This is a genomic window from Cellulomonas humilata (assembly GCF_030814415.1).
In the GTDB taxonomy this organism is placed as follows: domain Bacteria; phylum Actinomycetota; class Actinomycetes; order Actinomycetales; family Cellulomonadaceae; genus Cellulomonas; species Cellulomonas humilata_A.
Genome location: NZ_JAUSVB010000002.1, coordinates 74413 through 96910, shown reverse-complemented (window position 1 = coordinate 96910; position 22498 = coordinate 74413). Strand labels below are relative to the sequence as shown.

Annotated in this window: 24 protein-coding genes and 1 pseudogene; 10 read left to right on the top strand and 15 right to left on the bottom strand. The window is 72.4% G+C overall.

The genetic code is table 11. The annotated features are described in order from the left end of the window. The first annotated feature begins 99 nt into the window (after positions 1-99). From J2X26_RS06620 to J2X26_RS06600, 5 genes are read left to right on the top strand one after another with little or no spacing between them, the layout of a single operon-like run. A complete protein-coding gene (locus J2X26_RS06620) occupies positions 100-852 on the top strand; it encodes an ABC transporter ATP-binding protein (protein WP_307490852.1) in 753 nt (250 codons plus the stop codon). 7 nt (positions 853-859) lie between these two features. Beyond that, entirely contained in the window at positions 860-1570 is a 711-nt protein-coding gene (locus J2X26_RS06615) for an ABC transporter ATP-binding protein (protein WP_307490851.1), read from the top strand. After that, complete coding sequence (locus J2X26_RS06610) at positions 1570-2448, top strand: branched-chain amino acid ABC transporter permease (RefSeq protein WP_307490849.1); 879 nt, start codon at positions 1570-1572, stop codon at positions 2446-2448. Before J2X26_RS06615 ends, J2X26_RS06610 begins: the two co-directional genes overlap by 1 nt. After that, a complete protein-coding gene (locus J2X26_RS06605) occupies positions 2445-3548 on the top strand; it encodes a branched-chain amino acid ABC transporter permease (RefSeq protein WP_307490847.1) in 1104 nt (367 codons plus the stop codon). Before J2X26_RS06610 ends, J2X26_RS06605 begins: the two co-directional genes overlap by 4 nt. A 5-nt stretch (positions 3549-3553) precedes the next feature. After that, on the top strand, positions 3554-4819 hold the full coding sequence (locus tag J2X26_RS06600) for an ABC transporter substrate-binding protein (protein WP_307490846.1): 1266 nt from the start codon (positions 3554-3556) through the stop codon (positions 4817-4819). Between the two features lie 59 nt (positions 4820-4878). Here the strand turns inward: J2X26_RS06600 and J2X26_RS06595 are convergent, their stop codons facing one another. Genes J2X26_RS06595 through J2X26_RS06575 form a run of 5 tightly spaced genes read right to left on the bottom strand, consistent with a single transcriptional unit; the run spans position 4879 to position 9826 of the window. Next, on the bottom strand, positions 4879-6462 hold the full coding sequence (locus J2X26_RS06595; protein ID WP_307490844.1) for an AMP-binding protein: 1584 nt from the start codon (positions 6460-6462) through the stop codon (positions 4879-4881). Further along, entirely contained in the window at positions 6459-7664 is a 1206-nt protein-coding gene (locus J2X26_RS06590) for an acyl-CoA dehydrogenase family protein (protein WP_307490843.1), read from the bottom strand. Before J2X26_RS06590 ends, J2X26_RS06595 begins: the two co-directional genes overlap by 4 nt. Next, positions 7664-8725, bottom strand: coding sequence for a phosphotransferase family protein (locus J2X26_RS06585; protein ID WP_307490841.1), 1062 nt, complete (start codon positions 8723-8725; stop codon positions 7664-7666). The genes J2X26_RS06590 and J2X26_RS06585 overlap by 1 nt, the downstream gene beginning before the upstream one ends. 58 nt (positions 8726-8783) lie before the next feature. After that, positions 8784-9188 carry an acyl-CoA thioesterase gene (locus J2X26_RS06580; RefSeq protein ID WP_307490840.1) on the bottom strand — a complete coding sequence of 135 codons (405 nt, stop codon included), beginning with the start codon at positions 9186-9188 and terminating at the stop codon, positions 8784-8786. Further along, positions 9185-9826, bottom strand: a complete 642-nt coding sequence (locus tag J2X26_RS06575; RefSeq protein WP_307490838.1) for a QsdR family transcriptional regulator — start codon at positions 9824-9826, stop codon at positions 9185-9187. The genes J2X26_RS06580 and J2X26_RS06575 overlap by 4 nt, the downstream gene beginning before the upstream one ends. 116 nt (positions 9827-9942) lie before the next feature. Here J2X26_RS06575 and J2X26_RS06570 point away from each other — a divergent pair, with 116 nt between their 5' ends. Then, a complete protein-coding gene (locus tag J2X26_RS06570) occupies positions 9943-11121 on the top strand; it encodes an acyl-CoA dehydrogenase family protein (protein WP_439897836.1) in 1179 nt (392 codons plus the stop codon). Continuing rightward, on the top strand, positions 11121-12344 hold the full coding sequence (locus J2X26_RS06565) for an acetyl-CoA C-acetyltransferase (RefSeq protein WP_307490836.1): 1224 nt from the start codon (positions 11121-11123) through the stop codon (positions 12342-12344). The genes J2X26_RS06570 and J2X26_RS06565 overlap by 1 nt, the downstream gene beginning before the upstream one ends. Before the next feature lie 57 nt (positions 12345-12401). On the opposite strand, the gene J2X26_RS06560 is transcribed toward J2X26_RS06565, so the two are convergent. From J2X26_RS06560 to J2X26_RS06550, 3 genes are read right to left on the bottom strand one after another with little or no spacing between them, the layout of a single operon-like run. Beyond that, positions 12402-12857 (bottom strand): MaoC family dehydratase, encoded by a 456-nt coding sequence (locus tag J2X26_RS06560; protein WP_307490835.1) that lies wholly within the window; start codon positions 12855-12857, stop codon positions 12402-12404. After that, the gene (fabG, locus tag J2X26_RS06555; protein ID WP_307490833.1) at positions 12854-13603 is read right to left on the bottom strand and encodes a 3-oxoacyl-ACP reductase FabG; all 750 of its coding nucleotides are present in this window, start codon (positions 13601-13603) and stop codon (positions 12854-12856) included. The genes J2X26_RS06560 and fabG overlap by 4 nt, the downstream gene beginning before the upstream one ends. Next, on the bottom strand, positions 13600-14718 hold the full coding sequence (locus J2X26_RS06550) for an alcohol dehydrogenase catalytic domain-containing protein (RefSeq protein ID WP_307490832.1): 1119 nt from the start codon (positions 14716-14718) through the stop codon (positions 13600-13602). Before J2X26_RS06550 ends, fabG begins: the two co-directional genes overlap by 4 nt. A 97-nt stretch (positions 14719-14815) precedes the next feature. On the opposite strand from J2X26_RS06550, the gene J2X26_RS06545 reads away from it, so the two are divergent. Beyond that, entirely contained in the window at positions 14816-15961 is a 1146-nt protein-coding gene (locus tag J2X26_RS06545; RefSeq protein ID WP_307490831.1) for a serine hydrolase domain-containing protein, read from the top strand. Between the two features lie 99 nt (positions 15962-16060). On the opposite strand, the pseudogene J2X26_RS06540 reads toward J2X26_RS06545, so the two are convergent. The 6 genes and pseudogenes from J2X26_RS06540 to J2X26_RS06515 form a co-directional block, all read right to left on the bottom strand. Further along, positions 16061-16471: pseudogene (locus J2X26_RS06540) on the bottom strand (NUDIX hydrolase); the annotation flags it as partial. A 37-nt stretch (positions 16472-16508) separates the two neighbouring features. Continuing rightward, positions 16509-16934, bottom strand: a complete 426-nt coding sequence (locus tag J2X26_RS06535; protein ID WP_307490829.1) for a type II toxin-antitoxin system VapC family toxin — start codon at positions 16932-16934, stop codon at positions 16509-16511. Next, positions 16931-17206 (bottom strand): type II toxin-antitoxin system prevent-host-death family antitoxin, encoded by a 276-nt coding sequence (locus J2X26_RS06530; protein WP_307490827.1) that lies wholly within the window; start codon positions 17204-17206, stop codon positions 16931-16933. The genes J2X26_RS06535 and J2X26_RS06530 overlap by 4 nt, the downstream gene beginning before the upstream one ends. Before the next feature lie 41 nt (positions 17207-17247). After that, positions 17248-17667 (bottom strand): NUDIX hydrolase, encoded by a 420-nt coding sequence (locus J2X26_RS06525; protein WP_307490826.1) that lies wholly within the window; start codon positions 17665-17667, stop codon positions 17248-17250. 14 nt (positions 17668-17681) lie between these two features. Further along, positions 17682-18338: a LuxR C-terminal-related transcriptional regulator gene (locus tag J2X26_RS06520; protein ID WP_307490824.1), complete on the bottom strand. Its 657-nt coding sequence runs from the start codon at positions 18336-18338 to the stop codon at positions 17682-17684. Further along, the gene (locus J2X26_RS06515; protein ID WP_307490823.1) at positions 18331-19638 is read right to left on the bottom strand and encodes an ATP-binding protein; all 1308 of its coding nucleotides are present in this window, start codon (positions 19636-19638) and stop codon (positions 18331-18333) included. The genes J2X26_RS06520 and J2X26_RS06515 overlap by 8 nt, the downstream gene beginning before the upstream one ends. Before the next feature lie 136 nt (positions 19639-19774). Between J2X26_RS06515 and J2X26_RS06510 the strand changes: the two genes are divergently transcribed. Then, a complete protein-coding gene (locus tag J2X26_RS06510) occupies positions 19775-21175 on the top strand; it encodes a PspC domain-containing protein (protein WP_307490821.1) in 1401 nt (466 codons plus the stop codon). After that, positions 21175-21786: a hypothetical protein gene (locus J2X26_RS06505; protein WP_307490820.1), complete on the top strand. Its 612-nt coding sequence runs from the start codon at positions 21175-21177 to the stop codon at positions 21784-21786. Before J2X26_RS06510 ends, J2X26_RS06505 begins: the two co-directional genes overlap by 1 nt. Before the next feature lie 69 nt (positions 21787-21855). On the opposite strand, the gene J2X26_RS06500 is transcribed toward J2X26_RS06505, so the two are convergent. Further along, positions 21856-22425 carry an aromatic ring-opening dioxygenase LigA gene (locus tag J2X26_RS06500; protein ID WP_307490819.1) on the bottom strand — a complete coding sequence of 190 codons (570 nt, stop codon included), beginning with the start codon at positions 22423-22425 and terminating at the stop codon, positions 21856-21858. Between the last annotated feature and the right edge of the window lie 73 nt (positions 22426-22498).

The window sequence follows — 22498 nt, the reverse complement described above, 5'->3', positions numbered from 1 at the left end:
TCCTGTGCTTCTCGGGCGTGATCGAACCGTGTCCTCGTGAGCATACCGTCCGGTCGGTTTCTGTTGTACTTTCGTCCTCACCGACACAAAGAGGTGCCGATGTCTGCACAGATGACGCCCGTCCGAACGGGCGGTGAGCCACGCAGTCCCCGGTTGTCCATCCACGGCCTGAGCGTGCGCTTCGGGGGGCTGAGCGCCCTCGACGACGTGAGCCTGGAGGTGCGCGAGGGTGAGGTCGTCGGCCTCATCGGCCCGAACGGTGCCGGGAAGACGACCCTGTTCAACGCCGTGTGCGGGCTGGTCCGCCCCAGCGCAGGCACGATCACCGTCGACGGCGTCCCGCTGCCCCCCGACCCGACGCGACTGTCCGCCCGCGGCGTCGCCCGGACGCTCCAGGGCCTGGGCCTGTTCCGCGGCCTGACCGTCCGCGAGAACGTGCTCGCCGGGCGTCTCGGTGCCCACGACCCCGGCACGGACGCGCAGCGCCAGCTCGACGCGCTCGACCTCGCCGGTCACGCCGACCGCCCGGTGGGCGACCTGCCCTATCCGGAGCAGAAGAAGGTCGCGCTCGCCCGGGCGCTCGTCGCGCAGCCGAGCCTGCTCCTGCTCGACGAGCCCGCCGGCGGCCTGGGCTCCGAGGACATCGCCGCGCTCGGCGACCTGATCCGGCGCACCGCCGCCACCGGCTGCGCCGTCCTGCTGGTGGAGCACCACGTCGACTTCGTCATGAGCGTGTGCGACCGCGTCGTCGTCCTCGACTTCGGGCGGGTGATCGCGTCCGGCACGCCGGACGAGGTCGCCGGGGACCCGGCGGTCGACGAGGCATACCTAGGAATAGAGGTATCGAGGTGACGATCCTGTGAGCGCGCTCCTGGAGGTGCGGGGACTGACCGTCGGCTACGGCGGCGCGCCGGTCCTGCGCGACGTCGAACTCGACGTGCCGGCGGGCAGCATCGTCGCCCTCGTCGGCGCCAACGGCGCGGGCAAGACCACCCTCCTGCGGACCCTGTCCGCCCTGGTCCCCCTCACCCGCGGGAGCATCCGCCTCGACGGGCAGGACCTCGCCGGAGTGAGCGTCGAGGACCGGGTCCGGCGCGGGCTCGCCCACATCCCCGAGGGCCGCGGCGTCGTCGCGGAGCTGACGGTCGACGAGAACCTGCGGCTCGGCGGCCTCTGGCGGGGGCCGGACCGCCGCGCGGCCGTCGACGAGGTCTACGCGCTGTTCGAGCCGCTGGCCCGGCGCAGGAACAACGCGGGTCACCAGCTCTCCGGCGGCGAGCGGCAGATGCTCGCGCTCGGCCGGGCGCTCGTCGCTCGACCCTCGGTCCTGCTGCTCGACGAGCCGTCGCTCGGGCTCGCCCCGCGCGTGGTCGCCCAGATCATGGGGGTCCTGCGCAGCCTGGCCGACCGCACCGGCCTGACCGTCCTGCTCGCCGAGCAGAACGTCGTCGGTGCGCTGTCCGTCGCCGACCACGGCGTCGTCCTCGGGCTCGGTGAGGTCGTGGCGTCCCGGCCCGCCCACGAGCTCGCCGCCGACGACCGCCTCCGCCACGCGTACCTGGGGTTCTGATGGACCGACTCGTCTTCCTCCTGGGCACCGGCCTGGCGCGCGGTGCCGTCCTCGCGCTGTTCGCCCTCGCGCTCGTCCTGATCTGGCGCGGGGCCCGGGTCGTCAACTTCGCGCAGGGCGCCATGGCGGTGGTCAGCACGTACGTCGCGTTCGAGGTGACGTCGCTGACCGGCAGCTACTGGCTGGGTCTGCTCGCCGCGCTGCTCGCGGGCGGGCTGCTCGGGTTCGCCGTCGAGCGCGGGGTCATGCGGTTCGCGTCGCCGGCCTCGCCGCTGTCCGGCGTCATCCTGGCCATCGGGCTGGTGATGGTGCTGCAGTCGGCGCTCGGGATCATCTTCGGGCCCGACTACCGGCCGATGCGCGTGCCGTTCGACGACCGCGCGATCGTCGTCGGCGGGGTGCCGCTGCTCTCCCCCTACGACCTGTTCGTGCTGGTCGTCGCCGTGGTGGTGATGGGCGCGCTGGCCGTCCTGTTCCGGTGGACCTCACTGGGCCTGCAGATGCGCGCGGCTGCGTTCGCCCCCGAGGTGTCCCGCCTGCTCGGCGTCCGGGTGTCGCGCACCGTCACCGTCGGGTGGGTCCTGTCGAGCGTCGTCGGGTCCCTCGCGGCGCTGCTCCTGGTGCCGACGAGCCTCGGCCTGAACCCGCACGCGACCGACTCGCTGTTCGTGCTCGGCTTCACCGTCGCCGTGGTCGGCGGGCTCGACTCGCCCGTCGGCGCACTGGTCGGCGGGGTGGTCGTCGGCATCGCGATGAGCCTGGTGACCGGCTACCTCGGCGCGGGCCTGGTGCCGATCGCCGTGCTCGTCCTGCTGGTGCTGGTGCTCCTCCTGCGACCGGCAGGCCTGTTCGCGGCGGCGGAGGCGAGGCGCGCATGAACGGCCGGCAGAGGCTTCCCGGACAGCGACCGCTCCTGCGCACGCTGCTGGTCGCGGCGGGATGGACCGTCGTCGCCCTGGGCGGCACGTTCGCGCTCGACCCGTTCCGCAACTACCAGCTCGCTCTCGTCGCGGCGTACCTGTGCGCGACCGCGGGGCTCACCGTGCTCGTCGGCGCAACCGGTCAGCTCTCGCTCGGCCACGCCGCGCTCATGGCGGTCGGCGGGTACGGGTTCGCCCTGACCACCAACGCGCTGCCGTTCGGCGGTATCCCGGCCTTCGTACTCGCTCTGCTGGTCGGGGCGCTCGCGAGCGCGGTCGTCGGCCTGCTCCTGGGGCTGGCCGCCGCGCGGCTGTCCGGGCCGTACCTGGCGGGTCTCACGCTCGCCGTCGTGGTCGCCCTGCCGGCGGTGGCCTCCACCTGGTCGACCGCGCTGCACGGCGACCAGGGGGTGCAGATCCCGTTCGAGGGGGTGCCCGACGCCCTGCGCCGGGTCGTCGCGCTCGAGCAGTGGCAGGCGATGGTGGCCGTGGTCGTCACGGCGGCCGTCGTGACCGGTCTGACCGTGCTGCGCGGTGGGCGGTTCGGGCTGCGGATGCTCGCGGTCCGCGACGACGAGGTGGCCGCACGGCTGAGCGGCATCCCGGCCGGCCGCGTGAAGGTCCTCGCGTTCACCGCCAGCTCGGTCGCGGCGGGGGTCGGCGGCGGCGTCCTGTGCTTCGTCGCGCAGGCCGTCAGCCCCGGCGCCTACACCGTCGGGTTCTCCCTGCTGCTCGTGGTCGCGGTCGTCATCGGCGGTCTGGGCAGCATCCTCGGCGCCGCGCTCGGCTCCGTGGTCATCGTGCTCCTTCCCTGGCTCATCGGCCGGCTCACGTCGAGCCTCCCGGCCGACGCCGCCCAGCGACTCGACGGGAACCTCGCGGTCCTCGTCTTCGGGCTCCTGCTCATCACCGTGATGGCGGTCGCCCCGCACGGCCTGCACGGGGCGCTCGTCGCCCGGCGTCGCCGCACCAGCCGTCGTCCCACCGGAGACGGTCCCCGCCCCACCGAAGAACCCGCACCGCGCAAGGTCCTCGTCCCTACCGAAGAACAGAGGTGACACCGATGTCACAACGCTCCCGGTCCGTCGCGCTGATCGCCACCACCGCCCTCGTCGCCGCCGGCCTCGCCGCCTGCAGCACCCCGGAGCCCTCTCCCGGGATCAGCGAGGACACGGTCACCGTCGGCACCCACACTCCCCTCACCGGCCCCGCTGCGGCGGGCTACTCGTCCATCTCGGCGGCGACGAAGGCGTACTTCGAGTACGTCAACGACAACGGCGGGATCAACGGCCGCAGCATCGAGTACATCGTCAAGGACGACGGCTACAACCCGGCCACCACCTCGACCGTGGTCCGCGAGCTGGTCCAGGAGGACGAGGTCTTCGCGGTCATCAACGGCCTGGGCACGCCCACGCACTCCGCGGTGGTCGACTACCTCAACGAGAACGAGGTGCCGGACCTGTTCGTCGCCTCGGGCAGCCCCAAGTGGGACCAGCCCGGCACGTTCCCGTACACGTTCGCGTACAACGCCAACTACATCGTCGAGGCCAAGGCGCTGGCCACCTACGCCCAGGAGACGTGGCCGGACAAGACGTTCTGCGTCCTGGGCCAGGACGACGACTTCGGCACCGACTTCACCACCGGGCTCGTGCAGGTGCTCGGCGCCGACGGGCTCGCCTCCACGCAGACCTACTCGGTGTCCGTGCAGGACGTCGTCGCGCAGATCGGCGCCATGCAGGCGGCCGGCTGCGAGGTCAACTTCCTCGCCACGGTCAACGGCTTCACGGCGCTCGCGCTGGGCACGGCCGCCAAGATGAAGTACGGCGCTCAGTGGGTGTCGTCGTCGTCGGGCGGCGACTACCCGACGCTGGCCGGCTACCTCGGCGAGGACATCGCACCGCTGCTGCTCCAGGGCTTCGTCAGCTCCAACTACCTGCCGTTCAGCCCGGACGACGAGTGGGTCTCGCTCTTCCAGGAGATCAACGACGAGTACAACGACGGCGCACCGTTCAGCGGCAACACCATCTTCGGGATGTCGGTGGGCTACCTGTTCGCGCAGGCCCTGGCCAAGGCGGGCGACGACCCGACGCGCGAGAGCCTCCTCGACGCGCTCGAGGTGGGCGCCCTGGCGGGCAACGGCATCGTGCCGCTGAGCTTCTCCAAGGACAGCCACGCTGCGTTCGAGGGCGTCGGCATCACGGTGGTCGACAAGGGCGTCCAGGACTACGTCGACGGCGAGATCTACACGACGGACGCCGGCAACGGCCCGGTCGAGCCCTACACGGGCGAGGCCGTGGCGCTCGAGGGCGACGGCATCCCGACCGCCTGACACCCCGCGCAGCGAGAGGCCCGGTCCCCCACGAGGGGACCGGGCCTCTTCTGTGCCTGTCAGGCGTCGGCCGACGCGGTCGAGAACTGGGCCACGAGCTCGCGCTTGAGCACCTTGCCGCTGCCCCCGAGCGGGAGGGCGTCGACCAGGTGGACGACGCGCGGGAACTTGTACGCCGCGATCCGTTCCTGCACGAACGCGACCAGCTCCTCGGGCGTCGCGTCGTGCTCGTCGAGGAGCACGACCGCCGCGTGGACCTCCTGGCCGCGCGCCTCGTCGGGAAGCCCGAAGACCGCGGCGAACGCGACGGCCGGGTGCCGCATCATGACGTCCTCGACCTCGCTCGGGTACACGTTGTAGCCGTTGCGGACGATCATGTCCTTCTTGCGGTCGACGATCGTGACGATGTCGTCGGCATCCTTGGTGCCCAGGTCACCGGTGCGGAACCAGCCGTCGACCACGGCGGCGGCCGACGCGTCCGGGTTGCCCAGGTACCCCTTGAACAGGGCGTGGCCGCGCACGACGATCTCGCCCAGCTCACCGGCGGGCAGGCGCACGATGCGGTCGTCGATGTTCGCGTCCGCGATCTCGATGTCAACACCCCACAGCGGGCGCCCCACGGTGCCGGGCCGGATCGGCTCGCCCACGTGGTTGAACGCGACGGCCGGCGACGTCTCGGTCAGGCCGTAGCCCTCGTGCACCTCGGCGCCGAAGTCCCGGGCGAACGCCTCCAGCACGGCGACGGGCAGGGCGGCACCGCCGGAGACGGCGTACCGCAGCGGCGGCCGGGCGGTGCTGCGCGCGGCGGCCTGGATGAGCCCGATGTACATCGTCGGGACCGCCGTGAACACCGTCGCACCGTGCTGCACCATCTGCGCGAGCGCCTGGTCGGGGTCGAACTTGGGCAGCAGGATCACCGCGGCCCCCCGGCGGAACGCGGTGTTCATCACCGACACCTGGCCGAACGTGTGGAACAGCGGCAGGCCGCCGAACACGACGTCGTCGCGCACCATGTCGAACAGGTCGATCAGGGCCACGTTGACCTGCTCGATGATCGCCATGTGCGAGCCGACGGCCCCCTTGGGCCGGCCCGTCGTGCCGCTGGTGTACAGGATCGTGGCGGGGCTGATGGGGTGCACCGACTCGTACAGGTCGATCGCGTCGGACGCCGCCGCCTCGTCCTCCAGGCGCGGGAACGGGACCGCCATGCCGTCCGGCACCAGCACGGTCAGCAGCGGGATGCCCACCCGTGCGGCCGCGGGGGCGGCCTCGGCGAGCATCGGTGCCGCGGCCACCAGGATCGTCGCGCCCGAGTCGCGCAGGACGAACTCGATCTCCTCGGCCTTGAACAGCAGGTGGACCGGCACGACGACAGCGCCGAGGGCCAGCACGCCGTAGTAGACGCGGGCGAAGTCGGGCACGTTCGGCACGATCATCGCGACGCGGTCACCCGGACCGATCCCGCGGGCGCGCAGGGCACCGGCGTAGGCGCGGGTCTGGTCCCAGAGCTCGCCGTAGCGGACCACCTGGTCGCCCAGGAAGAACGCCGCGCGGTCGGGGGTGCGGTGGGCGGTCTCGGCGAGGATCGCCGCGACCGACATGCTCCCGTAGCCCGCACCGTCGAGGGCTGCGTCGTGTGTCATCGGTTTCCCTTTCCCTTGGAGAGCTGGGCTCGCCCCAGTGAGGCGAGGTGGACCTCGTCCGGACCGTCCGCCAGGCGCAGGGCCCGGGCGGCGGCGAACATCTCGGCCAGCGGCTGGTCGCCGGACAGGCCGGCCGCGCCGAAGAGCTGGATGGCGCGGTCGAGGATCTGCTGCACGGCCCGCGGGACCGCGATCTTGATGGCCTGGATCTCGGTCATGGCGGCACGGTTGCCGACCGTGTCCATGAGCCAGGCGGTCTTGAGCACCAGCAGCCGCAGCGCCTCGACCTGGAGGCGGGACTCGGCCACCCACTCGCGCACGACGCCCTGGTCGGCCAGCGGCTTGCCGAACGCGATCCGCGACGTCGCACGCTCGACGACGAGGTCCATCGCACGCTCCGCCATCCCGAGCGACCGCATGCAGTGGTGGATCCGGCCGGGGCCGAGGCGGGCCTGCGCGATGGCGAAGCCCTGTCCCTCGCCGGCGAGGATGTTGCCCACCGGCACGCGCACGTCCTCGAAGAGGATCTCGGCGTGCCCGCCGTGGTCGCGGTCGTCGTAGCCGAACACCGTCAGCGGCCGCACGATCCGTACCCCCGGGGTGTCCCGCGGGACCAGGACCATGCTCTGGCGACGGTGCCGCTCGGCCGTCGGGTCGGTGGCGCCCATGACGACCAGCAGCGCGCAGTCGGGGTTCATCGCGCCCGTCGACCACCACTTGCGGCCGGTGATCACGTACTCGTCGCCGTCGCGGACGATGCGGGTGGCGATCTGGGACGCGTCCGACGAGGCCACGTCGGGCTCGGTCATGCAGAACGCGGACCGGATCTCGGCGTCCAGGAGCGGCTCGAGCCACTCCTCCTTCTGCTCGGGCGTGCCGAACTCGGTGAGCAGCTCCATGTTCCCGGTGTCCGGCGCAGCGCAGTTGAACGCGGCCGGAGCGAGGCGTGGGCTGCGACCGGTGAGCTCCGCGACGGGGGCGTACTGGAGGGTGCTCAGGACGCTCGGCAGGAACAGGTTCCACAGGCCCTGCTCGCTGGCGAGCTGCTGCAGGTGCCGGACCACCGGCCGCGTGCCCCACTCGGTGGGGGTCGCCGCCAGCTCGGCCTCCAGCACCGGCTCGGCCGGGTAGACGTGCTCGTCGAGGAACCTCTGCGCGCGCGCGACGATGTCGACCGTCACGGCGTCGGGGGCGAAGTCCATCAGCGCACCACCCCCGCCAGCTGCGCGAGACCCTCGTCGGCCAGCGGCGTGACGAGGGCGCCGATCTTGTCGAAGCCCTCCCCCACCGTGTCGCCGCCGAGGAACCGGAAGTGGATGCCCTCGAGGATCACGGCGAGCTTGTACGCGGCGAACGCCCGGTACCAGCCGAGCTCCGGGACGCTGCTGCCCAGGCGGGCGCTGTAGGCGTCGACCAGCTCGTCGAAGTCCGGGTAGCCGGCGGCCGGGTCGACCGCGCTGGGCGCGACGCTGCCTCCGCCCTCGATCCGACGGATGTGCCAGTAGAGGCCGAGCATGCCCAGGTCGACGGCCGAGTCGCCGAGCGTCGCCATCTCCCAGTCGAGGATCGCGGTGATGCGCGGGCTGCTGCTGGTCGACCTTCCCACCAGCACGTTGTCCAGGCGGTAGTCGCCGTGCACGATGCTGCTGCGCCGGGTGGTCGGGACGCGCTCGGCGAGTCGGTCCTGCAGGTCGTCGAGGACCGGCACCGGCCGCGAGCGCGAGCCGTCCAGCTGGGTGCGCCAGCGGCGCAGCTGGCGGTCGAGATACCCGTCGGCCCGGCCCAGGTCCGTCAGCCCGACCTGGTCGGGATCGATCGCGTGGAGCTCGGCGAGCAGGGTGGCCAGCTCGAGGCTCACGGCGCGCAGCTCGTCGGCGGTGTACGTGGTGTTCTGCGACGGGTGGGCGAGCACGGTGCCCTCGACGAGGGCCATGACGTAGAAGACGCCGCCCGTACCGGCCGTCGGGTCGTCGACCAGGGCGACGACCGGCGGGACCGGCACGCGAGATCCCTGCAGTGCCGAGATGACCCGGTGCTCGCGGGCCATGTCGTGCGCGGTGGTCTGCACGTGCCCGAGCGGCGGCCGCCGGACCACGAGCGGCCGCAGGCCCCCGTCGACCCGGTACGTGAGGTTGCTGCGCCCGCCCGCGATGACCCGCGCGGACAACGTGCCGTCGCCCACCACGCCGGGGTGCTCACGGCGCAGGTACGCCTCCAGCTGCGCGACGTCGAGCCCGGGTGGGTCCGGCATGCGTCGGGTCATCGTCGACCACCTCTCCGGGTGGCACGTCGTCATACCGCCCGGTCGGTATGCTACCGGATCAGACGACCAGGTCGCGCTCGATCGCGGCACGGATCCCGTCGGGGATCGGTACGGGCCGGCGGGTCTCGTCGTCGACGAAGACGTGCACGAACCGGCCCTCGGCCAGCAGCTCGCCCTCGCGCAGGATGCCGAGCTCCCACGTCACGCTCGACGTCCCCACCCGACCGGCCCGCAGACCCACCTCCAGCGGCTCGGGGAACGCGGCGGAGGCCTTGAACTCGCACGACGACGACACGCAGACGCCGATCGGACCACCGCCGGTCGGGTCCAGGCCGGCGGACCCCATGAGCCAGGCGTTGATCGTCGTGTCCATCGCCTCGTAGTAGACGGTGTTGTTGAGGTGGCCGTAGACGTCGTTGTCGTTCCAGCGGGTCGAGAAGGGGGCCATGTGCGGGTACGTCATGGCCGCAGCACCAGCTCGAAGGCCGCGCGCGCTCGCTCCGCGCTGGGCCGGTCGCCGTTGATCAGGTCCGCGTAGGTGAACGACTCCGAGATGCGGACCAGCAGGTAGGCGAGGTCGTGCGCGGTCACCCCGCGACCGAACGGCTGCTCGCCCAGCTCCTGGCGCACGAGGGCCTCGACGACCGCGACGTACCGCCGCTGGATCTCGCTCTCCTTCGTCGTCAGCAGGCGCAGGGCCCGGGCCGGCTCGCGCTGGAGGAAGCCGCGGAAGTAGTCGGCGGTGATGAGGTCGCCGGCGAAGTGCGTGAGGACCGCGGACACCCGTGCGGCTCCCTCGGTGTCGCGCGTCGCGGCCTCGGCCTGCTCGAGCGTGGGGACGGCGAGCGACCAGAGGACCTCGGAGAGCAGCGCGTCGCGGTTGCCCACCCAGCGGAACAGCGAGGTCCGGTCGACGCCGAGCTTGCTCGCCAGACGGCCCATGTCGATGCGCGCACCCTCGATGAAGGTCGCGCGGGCGGCGACGAACGCCCGCACCGCGTCCGCGTGCTCACCGTCCTCCAGCCGTTGGGACAGCCACGAGGGAGCGACGCGGGTGCCGATGCGGCCGAGCCCGTCTCCGATCACGCCAAGGTTCGACATGGCGGCAACCTACTCCTCCTCGCCGGGGGCTATGCAACATCTCGGAAAATGATGCACACTCGAGGGTGAGATCAGAGCCGATCCATGAGCGGAGCCATGACGTGACTCAAACTGACCTGTCCCATGCCCTCCTGACGAGCGACTTCTACTCGTTCCAGGGCCTCCTCACCCCGGACGAGAACGCGCACGTCATGGAGATCCGGGAGTTCCTGGAGCGGGAGCTGCGTCCCATCGCCGACGACTACTGGGACCGCGCCGAGTTCCCGATGCACCTCATCCCCGAGGTCGGGCGGCTCGGCATGCTCGGGCCGGTGTGGCCAGAGACCAAGCGCTTCGAGAACACCGCGCTGTACCGCGGGTGGGTCGCGCTCGAGCTCGCGCGGGTCGACCCCGGCTTCGCGACGTTCGTCGGCGTCCAGAACGGGCTGACGATGGGCGCGATCGGCGTCGGCGGCTCCCCCGAGCAGCGCGCCGAGTGGCTCCCGCCGATGGCGAGGGGCGAGGTGATCGGCGGCTTCGGGCTCACCGAGCCGCTCTCCGGCTCCGACACCGCCCGCGGCCTGCGCACGACCGCGCACCGCACCGGCGACACGTGGGTGCTCAACGGCGCCAAGCGCTGGATCGGGAACGCCACGTTCGCGGACGTCGTCGTCATCTGGGCGCGCGACACCGCCGACGACCAGGTCAAGGGCTTCCTGGTCCGCCGCGGCACCCCCGGGTTCACCGCGACGAAGATCGAGCGCAAGCAGGCGCTGCGCACCGTGCAGAACGCCGACATCCTGCTCGACGGGGTGGTCGTGGACGAGTCGGACCGGCTGCCCAACATCCACTCGTTCAAGGACGTCGCCATCGTGCTGCGGCTGACGCGCGCGGAGGTCGCGTGGCAGGCGGTCGGGGTCTCCGTCGGCGCCTACGAGGCGACCGTCAGGTACGCGCTCGAGCGCGAGCAGTTCGGCAAGCCGATCGCGTCGTTCCAGCTGGTCCAGGACCGGCTCGCCCGGTGTCTCGGCAACATCACCGCGAGCATCGCGATGTGCGTGCGGGTCTCCCAGCTCCAGGACGAGGACCGCCAGCTCGACCAGCACTCGGCACTCGCCAAGGCGTACACGACGTCCGTCATGCGCGAGACCGTGGCCCTCTGCCGCGAGACGCTCGGCGGCAACGGCATCCAGCTCGACCACGGCGTCGCCCGCTACATGGCCGACGCCGAGGCCGTCTACTCGTTCGAAGGGACCCACGACATGAACAACCTCATCGTGGGGCGTGCCATCACCGGCATCGCGGCGTTCGTCTGATGGCCGAGGCGTACATCGTCGCGACCGCCCGCTCCCCGATCGGCCGCGCGTTCAAGGGCTCACTCGCATCGGTCAGGCCGGATGACCTCGCCGCGTCCATGGTCCGCGCGGCCCTCGCGCAGGTCCCCGAGCTCGACCCCGGTCGCGTCGAGGACCTGCTGCTCGGCTGCGGCATGCCCGGCGGCGAGCAGGGCATGAACATGGCCCGGATCGTCTCGGTCCTCCTGGGGCTCGACGGCGTGCCCGGCACGACCGTCAACCGGTACTGCTCGTCGTCGCTGCAGACCACCCGGATGGCGTTCCACGCGATCAAGGCCGGCGAGGGCGACGTGTTCGTCTCCGCGGGCGTCGAGTGCGTCAGCCGGTCCGCGATCGGGAACTCGGACTACATCCCGGGGGCCTCGCTCGAGAACCCGCGGTTCGGCGACGCCGTCGCCCGGACCGCCGAGCGCGCCGCGACGTCCGAGGCGTGGGTGGACCCGCGCGAGACCGGCCTGCTCCCCGACGCGTACATCGCGATGGGGCAGACGGCGGAGAACGTCGCCGCGCTCACCGGCACCACGCGCGCCGAGCAGGACACGTTCGCGGCGCTCAGCCAGAACCGCGCCGAGAAGGCGCTGGCCAACGGGTTCTGGGCCGACGAGATCACCCCGGTGACCCTGGCGGACGGCACGGTCGTGTCCGCCGACGACGGCCCCCGCGCCGGTGTCACCGTCGAGTCGCTGGCCGGTCTGAACCCGGTGTTCCGGCCGGACGGCACGGTCACGGCCGGCAACTGCTGCCCGCTCAACGACGGCGCCGCCGCGATCGTCGTGGTCAGCGACCGGATCGTCGACGAGCTCGGCCTCACCCCGCTGGCCCGCATCGTCTCCACCGGGGTCAGCGGGCTGTCGCCGGAGATCATGGGCCTCGGACCGGTCGACGCCTCCCTGATGGCGCTGGCCCGCGCGGGTCTCACCATCGACGACATCGACCTGGTCGAGCTCAACGAGGCGTTCGCCGCGCAGGTGCTGCCGTCGGCGCGGGCGCTCGGGATCGACCACGAGAAGCTGAACGTGCACGGCGGCGCGATCGCTGTCGGCCACCCGTTCGGGAGCACCGGCGCCCGGCTGACCACCACCCTCCTGCACGGCCTGGCGGTGCGCGACGCGACGTTCGGCCTGGAGACCATGTGCGTCGGCGGCGGCCAGGGCATGGCCATGGTGGTCGAGCGCGTCTCGTAGCACCGACAACGTCCGAGGAAGTGGCTGCTCCAGCGCTCACTTCCTCGGACGTTGTGGTCAGGCTGCGAAGTAGAGGACGACCGTCTCCGCGATCAGCGCCGGCTTCGTCGCGCCCTCGATCTCGACCGTGATCGTGAAGGTCGCGCGGACGCCCTGCGCCGTCGGCTCGGCGGACGTCACCGTCGACGACGCCCGGATCCGCGAGCCCGCCGTCACCGGCTGCAGGAACCGGACCTTGTCGAGCCCGTAGTTGACCACCAGACCCGTCCCGCCGACCTCCACCAGCCCGTCGGTCAGCGACGGGATCAGGGACAGGGTCAGGTACCCGTGCGCGACGGTCGCCCCGAACGGGCCCTGCGCCGCCCTGACCGGGTCGACGTGGATCCACTGGTGGTCGTCGGTGGTGTCGGCGAACGCGTCGATGCGGTCCTGGTCGATGGCGAACCACGCGTCGGCGGTGACGGACTGCCCGATCACGTCGACCAGGCCGCCCGGCGTCGCGACCGCGATCATGCCTTCGGACCGCCCGCCACGTAGAGGACCTGCCCGTTGACGAAGCCCGCGGCCTCGGAGCAGAAGAACGACACGGCGTTCGCGATGTCCTCGGGCACCCCGATGCGTCCGACCGGGATCTCCTTGGCGGCCGCCTCGACGAACTGCTCGTACGTGATGTGCATCCGCTCGGCCGTCTGCCGGATCATGTCGGTCCCGATGAACCCGGGCGCCACCGCGTTGGCGGTGATCCCGTACCGGCCCAGCTCGAACGCGAGCGTCTTGGTGAAGCCCTGGATGCCCGCCTTGGCCGTCGCGTAGTTGGCCTGCCCGCGGTTGCCCAGCGCGGACGTGCTCGACAGGTTGACGATCCGCCCCCAGCCCGCCTCGACCTGGTGCTTCTGCACCGCGCGGGTCATGAGGAACGCCCCGCGCAGGTGCACCGACATCACCGAGTCCCAGTCGTTCTCGGTCATCTTGAACAGCAGGTTGTCGCGCAGGATCCCGGCGTTGTTGACCAGGACGGTGGGGGCTCCGAGCTCGTCGACGACGCGCGCGACGGCCGCGGCGGCGGCATCGGTGTCGCCCACGTCGGCATCGAGCGCGAGCGCGTCCCCGCCGGCTGCGCGGATGGCGTCGACCGTCTCCTCGCAGTCCTGCTCGCGCAGGTCGAGGACGGCGACGCGGAACCCGTCGGCGGCGAGCCGGAGGGCGGTCGCGGCGCCGATGCCACGAGCAGCTCCGGTCACGAGGGCAGTTCTGGTCACAGGTGAGTCCTTTCGTCGAGAACGATCAGCTGGCGGAGCTCGCCACCGGCCGCGAGGCGGTCCATGGCGACGTCGAGGTCGTGCAGGGTGATGCGGGAAGAGACCAGGCGCTCGAGCGGCAGCCGCCCGGAGCGCCACAGGTCGACGTAGAGCGGGATGTCGCGCGCCGGGACGGCGGACCCCAGGTAGCTGCCGACGACGGTCCGCGCCTCGGCGGTCAGCGTCAGCGGGCTGACCGACGCGCGGGCGTCCGGCGCCGGCAGGCCGACCGTCACCGTCGTGCCGCCCGGCGAGGTGGCCGCGAGCGCGGTCTCGAACGCGCGGGCGTTGCCGGCCGCCTCGATGACGACCGGGGCTCGGACGCCGGCCACCGCCAGGGCGGCGGGCGTGAAGACGGCGGACGCGCCGTTCGACCGCGCGGCGTCGAGCTTGTCCGAGAGCGCGTCGACGCCGATGACCTCGAACCCGAGCGCGACGGCGACGAGCAGGGCGGCCATGCCCACGCCTCCGAGCCCCACGACCATCACCGTGTCACCCTCCCGCGGACGGCCGGCGTTGACCACCGCGCCGCCGCCGGTGAGCACCGCGCAGCCGAGCAGCGCCGCGACCTCCGGCGGGACGTCGGCGTCGACCCGGACGACGGACGTGCGGCTGACCACCGCGTGGCTGGCGAACGCGGAGACGCCGAGGTGGTGGTGGACGGGCTCGCCGTCCCGGGAGAGCCGTCGGTGGTCGCCGACGAGCAGTCCGAGGCCGTTCGCTGCGCTGCCCACCCGGCACGGCAGCCGCCCGTCGGTCGCGCACTCAGGACAGTCGCCGCAGCGGGGCAGGAAGGTCATGACGACGCGGTCGCCCGCGGCCAGGTCGTCGACGCCGTCGCCCAGAGCCTCGACGATCCCCGCGGCCTCGTGGCCCAGCAGCATCGGCGTCGGCCGGACGCGGTTGCCGTCGACGACGGACAGGTCGGAGTGGCACACCCCGGCGGCCTCGATGCGGACCAGCACCTCGCCCGGCCCGGGAGAGTCCAGCTCCAGGGGTCCGACGGTGAACGGCCTCGACTGCGCGAACGGCGCGGGCGCACCGGAGCGTTCGAGCACCGCGCCGACGATCTGCACGCGTACCTCCAGGAGTTGACCTCGTTGTCAGGCATACCGACCGCGCGGTATGTTGCCGCCACAGTACACACCATTGCCGATGTCAGGGAGACGCTCGATGACGAGCACACCGGTCCAGGGCTCCGCCGAGGAGCGGTTCTCCGCCCTGCGCGACACGTTCCAGCAGCGCCTCGACACCGGCGCAGAGCTGGGGGCGAGCCTCGCCGTCGTCGAGCGCGGCACGCTGGTGCTCGACCTCTGGGGCGGCTGGGCCGACGAGGCGCGGACGACGCCGTGGACCGCGGACACGCTCACCAACGTGTGGTCGATCTCCAAGACCATGACGTCGCTGACGGCGCTCGTCCTCGTCGACCGCGGCCTGCTCGACCCCGACGAGCGCGTCGGCACGTACTGGCCGGAGTTCAAGGCCGCCGGCAAGGAGGGCGTGCTGGTCAGGCACATCCTCCAGCACACCTCGGGCGTCTCCGGCTGGGACCAGCCCGTCACGGGCGAGGACATCCTCGACGTCCCCACGGCGACAGCCCGCCTCGCGGCGCAGGCGCCCTGGTGGCCGCCGGGCACGCTGTCCGGCTACCACCTGCTCGACTACGGCCACCTGGTGGGCGAGCTCGTCCTGCGCGTCACCGGCCGCACCCTGGGCGAGTACTTCCGCGCCGAGATCGCCGAGCCTCTCGGCGCCGACTTCTGGCTGGGTCTGCCCGAGTCGCAGGACGGCCGCGTGAGCAACGTCGTCCCGCCTCCCCCGTCCCAGCTCGACCTGTCCCTGCTGCCGCCCGAGGCCCCCGCGCGTCGCACCCTCGGCGGTCCGGGCCTCGATGCCTCCATCACGTGGACCCGCGCCTGGCGGGCCGCCGGGATCGGCGGAGCGGGCGGCCACGGCAACGCCCGCTCGGTGGCCCGGGCGCAGTCCGTGCTCACCAACGGCGGGGGCGGCCTGCTGTCCCCCGAGACCGTCGACCTGGTGTTCGCGCAGCACACCGACAACGTCGACCTCGTCCTCGGCCTGCCGCTGCGGTTCGGCCTCGGCTACGCCGTGTCGAACCCGGCGAGCACCCCGTACATCCCCGAGGGACGCGTCGCGTTCTGGGGCGGCTGGGGCGGGTCGATCGTCGTCAACGACGTCGACCGCGGCCTCACGTTCGCCTACGTGATGAACCGGATGTCCCCGGGCATCCTCGGCTCCCCCCGCTCCGACGCCTACCTGCAGGCGCTGTACGGGTCGCTCGACGGTCTCGACACGTAGCCCTCAGAGGGACGGGTCGGCGGCCTCCCCGGTCCGCCGGGCGAGGCTGAGCAGACCACCTGCACGGGTCGTCTCGCCGTCGTCGTCGAGCACTGCGTACCCCGCCATCCGCAGGGCGATGTCCACCAGCTCCACGCGGTCGAGCGCGGGAAGGTCGGCCAGGTCGAACCACGCCGCCGCGTCGGTGCTGCCGTCGACCTCGTCACGCAGCTCGCCGCCGACGACGTGCGCGAGGTAGACGATCCGCAGACCGTGCAGGGGACCCTCGTCGGGGTCGAGGCGCAGGGCGGCCGGCACGACGATCGAGTCGATGCCGAGCAGCTCGTCGAGCTCCACGTGGTAGCCGGTCTCCTCCAGGACCTCCCGCACCGCGGCGTCCGCGGGGTGCTCGCCGGGATCGATGCCGCCCCCGGGGAGCGTCCACCCCGAGCGCCCACCCTCGACCCAGTGCGGGAGCAGCACCCGCCCGGACTCGACGATCACGGCGTAGGCGGCGACGCGTTGCTTCACCCGCAGGAGCCTAGAGCCTCACCGCCGAGCCGTTCGGTCAGCGGGGCGCCTGCTGCCACGGGTTCGCGACCGCCAGTCCGGGGATCCCTGCGAAGTCGCGGACGTTGCGCGTGACGATCGCCATGGAGTGAACGAGTGCCGTAGCGGCGATCAGGCCGTCGGTGTGCGGTCGTCGGTCGGGATCAGACAAGCCCGCTGCCCGCACGGCGACTGCACCGTCGACCGGCAGCGTCCGCTCCGCGAACTGTGGAAGCACCTTGCCGATGAACCACGCGCGCAGGGGGGCCCCCTGGGTCGGGTCCCGACGCTCCCGGGCCAGGATCCCGAGCTCGATCTCGTACAACGTCATCGCCGAGACGTAGAGCTCAGCGCTCGGCCGCGAGTCGACCCACGCCACAACTCGTCGGTCAGCATCGGGCTTGCGAAGCTCGGAGAGCACGTTGGTGTCGAGCAGGAAGCTCACAGGTCGGCCGGGCCGGCTGACAGGGCGACACGGGGCGGATCGAAGTCGATGTCCGTCGCGTCATCCATCCGCAGCGCATCACTGAACAGACAGCGCGGGCCGGCCATCCGCTCGTAGTCGTCGAAGGTGACGAGCACGTGAGAAGGGACACCCCGGTCGGTGATCACGACCGGGCCGGTCCGAGCGGCACGTTTGGCCGCCGACACGTCGTGGTTGAACTCGCGCGATGTCATGCGCACCCCCGCCACCTCGTTCCAGCCATCGACGCACATGTAGGCACGTACCTACATTACAGCACGTGCCGGGCCACTGTTCAGCGCGTCAGCTCGGGCAGGTCGACGAGGCGAAGCCCGACGTCGACGAGCGACACCCGCCGGAGACCCGGCACCTCGGCGAGGCCGAACCAGGCCACCGCGTCGGTGCTGCCGTCAGCCTCGTCGCGCAGCTCGCCTCCGACCACGTGCGCGCGGTAGAGGATGCGGAGCCACTGGAACGCGCCGAGCGACGGATCGACGAGCTCACCGGCCGGCACCACGACCGAGTCGATCCCCAGCAGCTCGTCGAGCACGACGTGGTAGCCGGTCTCCTCCAGCACCTCGCGCACGACGGCGTCGGCCGGGTCCTCGCCCGGCTCGATCCCGCCGCCCGGCAGCGTCCATCCCCCGACGACGTCGTCGGGCCAGTGCGGGAGCAGCACGCGACCGCCGTCGACGATGACGGCATAGGCCGCCACGCGCAGCCGCACCGTCAGAGCAGCCGGCGCGCCGCGGCCCAGCGGGTCAGCTCGTGCCGGCTGGACAGCTGGAGCTTGCGCAGCACCGCGGACACGTGGGTCTCGACGGTCTTGATCGAGATGAACAGCTCGGAGGCCACCTCGCGGTAGGAGTACCCGCGCGCGATGAGCCGCATGACCTCGCGCTCCCGTGCCGAGAGGCGGTCCAGCTCGTCGTCGCCGATCGCCACGTCACCGGCCGCCGCGCCGAACGCGTCGAGCACGAACCCCGCGAGCCGGGGCGAGAAGACCGCGTCGCCGCCGGCCACACGCCGGACGGCGTCGGACAGGTCGGTGCCGTCGATCGCCTTCGTGACGTAGCCGCGAGCGCCCGCGCGGATCACCGCGACGACGTCCTCGGACGCGTCGGACACCGACAGCGCGAGGAACCGGGTCTCGCCCAGCAGGTCGGTGCAGGCCTTGATGACCTCGGCGCCGCCACCGCCGTCGCCACCGGGCAGGTGCACGTCGAGCAGCACCACCGGCGGCTTCAGCTCGCGGACCAGTCGGATCGCCTCGTCGACGGTGTCCGCCTCCCCGATGACCCGCACGCCGGCGTCCAGCGACGCCTTCACCCCGGTCCGGAACATGTGGTGGTCATCGACGAGCACCACCTCGACTGCTTCACTCATGCTGCGCTCCTTGTTCGTCCGTCGCCCGGATCGGCACCACCAGGTGCACCTCGGTACCGCGCTCCAGGCTGCTGGTCACCTTCGCCGTGCCGCCCCGGCGACGTACCCGCCCGATGATCGACTCGCGCACCCCGAACCGGTCGGTGCCCACCTCGTCGAGGTCGAACCCGTCGCCATGGTCCCGCACGAACACCTCGACCTCCGACGCGCCGACCTCCAGGTACAGCGACACGGGCGGGCGGCCGTGCACCACCGCGTTGACCAGCGCCTCGCGCGTGGCCTGCAGCAGCGCCTCGGTGTCGGCGTCGGGCACGCGGTCACCGACGACGACGGACTCGATGGCCACCGGGTCACCCGACGGGCCGGACCGGGAGTCCTCGACCTCGGCGACGATCCCCCGCAGCGCCGCCGCGACGGAGGTGCCCGGCGCGGGACGGTCGTCGTAGAGCCACTCGCGCAGCTCGCGCTCCTGGGCGCGCGCCATGCGGGCGACCTCGGCGGAGTCGTCGGCCCGCGACCGGATGAGGGCGAGGGTCTGCAGGACCGAGTCGTGCAGGTGGGCCGCGATGTCGGCGCGCTCCGACTCCCGCGCGCGGGCGGCCCGCTCGTCGCCGAGCTCCCGCACCAGCCGCAGCCACCACGGGGTCAGGACCAGAGCCACCCCGCCGAGCATGACGACGGCCGCGATGATCGACTGCGCGAGCGTCGCGGCCTCGACACCCTCGCCCGAGGCCAGCCCGACGAACAGCAGCACCCCGACGCCCGCGAGCAGGATCCCCCCGGCGACCCGCAGCAGGCTGACCGGCGTCCGGCCGCCCGCCCGGTCCTTCAGGCGACCGCGCTGCACGGCGTCCAGCTGGCTCCAGGCCAGCCAGAGGCCCGCCAGGACGATCACTGCGGGCAGCAGCCAGTCCGCCTGCACGTCCGCGCCGGACCGGACCGCGATCAGCAGGGCGGCTGCGACGACCAGGAGCCCGCCGATGGCGATGTCCGTCACCGGGATGCGTCGGCCCGGCTCGATGATGGCCTGCCGCCGCGCGAGCCGCGTCAGCGCGCTCGGTCGGACCTCCTGTGCCGCATCCGCCGGGTCGCCGGCCGGGATCGCGAGCCACCAGAACACGTACAGCAGGGCGCCGACGCCGGCGACGGGAGTGAGCACGACGAACGCCAGCCGCACCAGGCCGACCGCCACGTCGAGGTGCGCGGCGAGCCCGAGCGCGACGCCACCGACGATCCGTCCGCGCGCGGGTCGGCGCAGCGGCAGCCGGCGGGGCGCGGAGACGGTGGGGGCGGGGTGCACGGTCCGATCGTCACATGCCCTGAGCCGTTCCGGGGTCGGGTCCGGGGTCGGTTCAGGGGTGCCGCGCACCAGGTTCAGGGTGCGGTCAGGGGACCACCCGATGCCGTACGCACGGCGCGACCGACAGGATCGAGACATGGACACGAGCACTCCCACCGGCGCTGCCGGACCCGACCCGGCACCGGGTAGCCCCGCGCCGGACCAGCCCCCCACCGACACCAACCGGCCGGGGAACGCGCCGAACAGCTTCTTCACCGCTGTGCGCCGTCTCGGCATCACGCGGTCCGACGATCGCTGGATCGGCGGCGTCAGCGGGGGCGTCGGTGACCGGTTCGGCATCGACCCGCTCCTGGTGCGCGGCATCTTCTTCGCCACCTTGCTGCTCGGCGGGATCGGGCTCGTCGCGTACGGCGTCGCCTGGGCGCTGCTGCCCGAGCGCCGCGACGGTCGCATCCACCTCGAGGAGATGATCCTCGGCCGCTTCGACATCGCCCTGCTGGGTGCGCTGGCGTTCGTCATCGTCGGCTTCGGCCGCGGCGACAACTGGTTCTTCTTCTGGGGTCCTCCCGGCTGGGTCCAGGCGCTCCTGTGGGTGTCCGTCGTCGGCGGCATCGTGATGCTGATCGCCATCGTCTCCAACCAGCAGTCCTCGAAGCCGCGACCGCCGAGCGGCCCGTACGTGCCGTACGGGTCCCCGACGACGTACCCCGCGGCGTCGTACCCGGCCAGCCCGGTCACCGCCGCGGCCCCCGTCGGCGACGCGCAGCCCGTGCCGCCGGCGCCGGCGGCCCCCGCGGCGTGGTCCGCCTCGTACGCACCGGCTCCCCCGGCACCGCGTCCCGTGCAGCCGCCGCGCCCGGTCACCCCGCCGCGTCCGCGGACCCCGGGCGCCGGGGTCGGCACCGTCGGTGTCGTCGTCGCGCTGAGCCTGCTCAGCCTCGCGGTCCTGCTCATCGCGGAACGCCAGGGCGACTTCACCGGTCCTGTGGGCCTCACCGCGCTCGGCATCGGCATCGTGCTCTGCGGCCTGGGCATCATCGTCTCCGGCCTGCGCGGCCGGACCAGCGGTGGCCTCGGCGGCCTGGCCGTCGTCGGCATCCTCGTCGCGGTGCCCCTCGGCGCCGTGCAGAACGCCAGCTGGGTCTGGTCGAGCGACTCCCAGCACGACTTCTCGGCCGACGGTGCCATCTACGTGACGGACCGTGCCGACGCAGCGAACGGCTACTCCATCGGGTTCGGTGACGTCACGATCGACCTCACCGAGGTGCCGATGACCTCCCAGACCCTCGTGGTCCCCATCTCGCTCGCGGCCGGCGACCTCACCGTCGTCGTCCCCAGCGATGCCAGCATCTCCGCCGATGTCGACGCCGGCGCGGGCACCGTGAGCTGGGACGTCGACGGGGAGAGCAAGAGCGTGGACGGCGTCGGCCTGAACCCCCGCACCTTCACCACCGGAGCGATCGACGACGACGGACCCCAGCTCGCGCTGCAGGTCCAGATCGGCGCCGGCGACGTCTCGATCATCGAGGAGAACTGATGCCCACCGACAAGACCCCGCGCGACGCCGACGAGACGCTCGCCCTGCCGGTCACCGACCAGGAGCCCACGACGGAGACGCCGACCGACGACGACACGACGGTGATCGTCACCGACGACACCACCGTGAGCACCGCCGACGACACCACCGTGCTCCCGCTCGAGGAGAGCGAGCCCGCCGCCGACGAGACCGCGGTGCTCGTGCCCGACGAGACGCGAGCGCTCCCGGTCACCGAGGAGGCCCGCCCGTACCCGAGCACCACCGCCTGGTCGTCTCAGGACGAGCCCGCCGCGTACACGTCCCCCATCGGTGCGCTCTACGCGCCGACCGACCGGCCCGATCCGGCACCCGCCGACCGCGTCGCGCCCGACCCGGTCGCCGCGCCCGCCCCGGTCGTCGAGCCGGCACCGGCCGACCCGCCGCGCCGCCGGCTGCGCGTGGGCACCGTCGTCTGGGGCCTGGTCATCGCGGCGATCGGCGTCGGCCTGCTCGCTTGGGCAGCCGGCTTCGCGATCGACCTCCAGCTGGCGATGATCATCCTGCTCGCGGTCGCCGGGACGGCGCTGCTGGTCGGGTCGATCGTCAGCGGAGCCCGCGCCGCCCGCCGCTGACCGGAGCCGGACGCACGACGTCCGAGCAGGTACGGCCCCTGAGCCGTACCTGCTCGGACGTCGTTGCGGTCAGGCCCTGGGCCCCGTGGGAGGCGGCGGCGTCGTCGTCGGCGGCGTTGCGGCAGGCGTCGCGGTCGGCCTGGAGGTCGGAATCGGGTCCGGGTAGGCGGACGACCCGCTCGTCGTGGCCGTCGCCGTGTCGTACCCCAGCGCGGTGCCGACCTTGCGCAGCGCCCAGCCGATCAGGATGAACAGCACCCCGAGCCCGACAACCAGCGCGGCCACACCGAAGGCGACGACCGAGGTGAAGAGCGACGCCCGCAGGAACGACGCATCCATCATCGTCGCCCGAACCGGGTCTTCCCTGTCGAGCTCGGCGTAGGTCTTCCCGCCCGACGCCTCGAGAGCGTGGGTATTGATGATGTCGGCCTGGAACCAGGCCTCCCACGGCGTGTCGACGAGCTGCCCGCCGAACGCCTGGGCGTCGTCGGAGACGGTGATCTTCTCGGCGGCGAGGTTGCTGGCCACCGCTCCCCAGGTCACACCACCGGCAATGATGAAGATGATTCCGGCGATGATCGTCAGCAGCCCTAGTACGCGGACTGTCTTGGAGCTACCGGTGGTCGTGGTCGTCGTCATGTCTCCCCTTCCGAACCCCAACGGACGGGTCCGAACCCCCTGGACCCGCTAGGCCGCGAGCGACCCATGACAA

Excerpts from the sequence above, each read along its gene's own strand:
- J2X26_RS06580 (WP_307490840.1), bottom strand. The coding sequence starts at position 9,188 with ATGACGTACCCGCACATGGCCCCCTTCTCGACCCGCTGGAACGACAAC.
- J2X26_RS06610 (WP_307490849.1), top strand. The coding sequence starts at position 1,570 with ATGGACCGACTCGTCTTCCTCCTGGGCACCGGCCTGGCGCGCGGTGCC.
- J2X26_RS06505 (WP_307490820.1), top strand. The coding sequence starts at position 21,175 with ATGCCCACCGACAAGACCCCGCGCGACGCCGACGAGACGCTCGCCCTG.
- J2X26_RS06520 (WP_307490824.1), bottom strand. The coding sequence starts at position 18,338 with ATGAGTGAAGCAGTCGAGGTGGTGCTCGTCGATGACCACCACATGTTC.
- J2X26_RS06585 (WP_307490841.1), bottom strand. The coding sequence starts at position 8,725 with ATGACCCGACGCATGCCGGACCCACCCGGGCTCGACGTCGCGCAGCTG.
- J2X26_RS06620 (WP_307490852.1), top strand. The coding sequence starts at position 100 with ATGTCTGCACAGATGACGCCCGTCCGAACGGGCGGTGAGCCACGCAGT.
- J2X26_RS06605 (WP_307490847.1), top strand. The coding sequence starts at position 2,445 with ATGAACGGCCGGCAGAGGCTTCCCGGACAGCGACCGCTCCTGCGCACG.
- J2X26_RS06575 (WP_307490838.1), bottom strand. The coding sequence starts at position 9,826 with ATGTCGAACCTTGGCGTGATCGGAGACGGGCTCGGCCGCATCGGCACC.
- J2X26_RS06510 (WP_307490821.1), top strand. The coding sequence starts at position 19,775 with ATGGACACGAGCACTCCCACCGGCGCTGCCGGACCCGACCCGGCACCG.
- J2X26_RS06545 (WP_307490831.1), top strand. The coding sequence starts at position 14,816 with ATGACGAGCACACCGGTCCAGGGCTCCGCCGAGGAGCGGTTCTCCGCC.
- J2X26_RS06565 (WP_307490836.1), top strand. The coding sequence starts at position 11,121 with ATGGCCGAGGCGTACATCGTCGCGACCGCCCGCTCCCCGATCGGCCGC.
- J2X26_RS06600 (WP_307490846.1), top strand. The coding sequence starts at position 3,554 with ATGTCACAACGCTCCCGGTCCGTCGCGCTGATCGCCACCACCGCCCTC.
- J2X26_RS06500 (WP_307490819.1), bottom strand. The coding sequence starts at position 22,425 with ATGACGACGACCACGACCACCGGTAGCTCCAAGACAGTCCGCGTACTA.
- J2X26_RS06590 (WP_307490843.1), bottom strand. The coding sequence starts at position 7,664 with ATGGACTTCGCCCCCGACGCCGTGACGGTCGACATCGTCGCGCGCGCG.
- J2X26_RS06560 (WP_307490835.1), bottom strand. The coding sequence starts at position 12,857 with ATGATCGCGGTCGCGACGCCGGGCGGCCTGGTCGACGTGATCGGGCAG.
- J2X26_RS06530 (WP_307490827.1), bottom strand. The coding sequence starts at position 17,206 with ATGTGCGTCGATGGCTGGAACGAGGTGGCGGGGGTGCGCATGACATCG.
- J2X26_RS06595 (WP_307490844.1), bottom strand. The coding sequence starts at position 6,462 with ATGACACACGACGCAGCCCTCGACGGTGCGGGCTACGGGAGCATGTCG.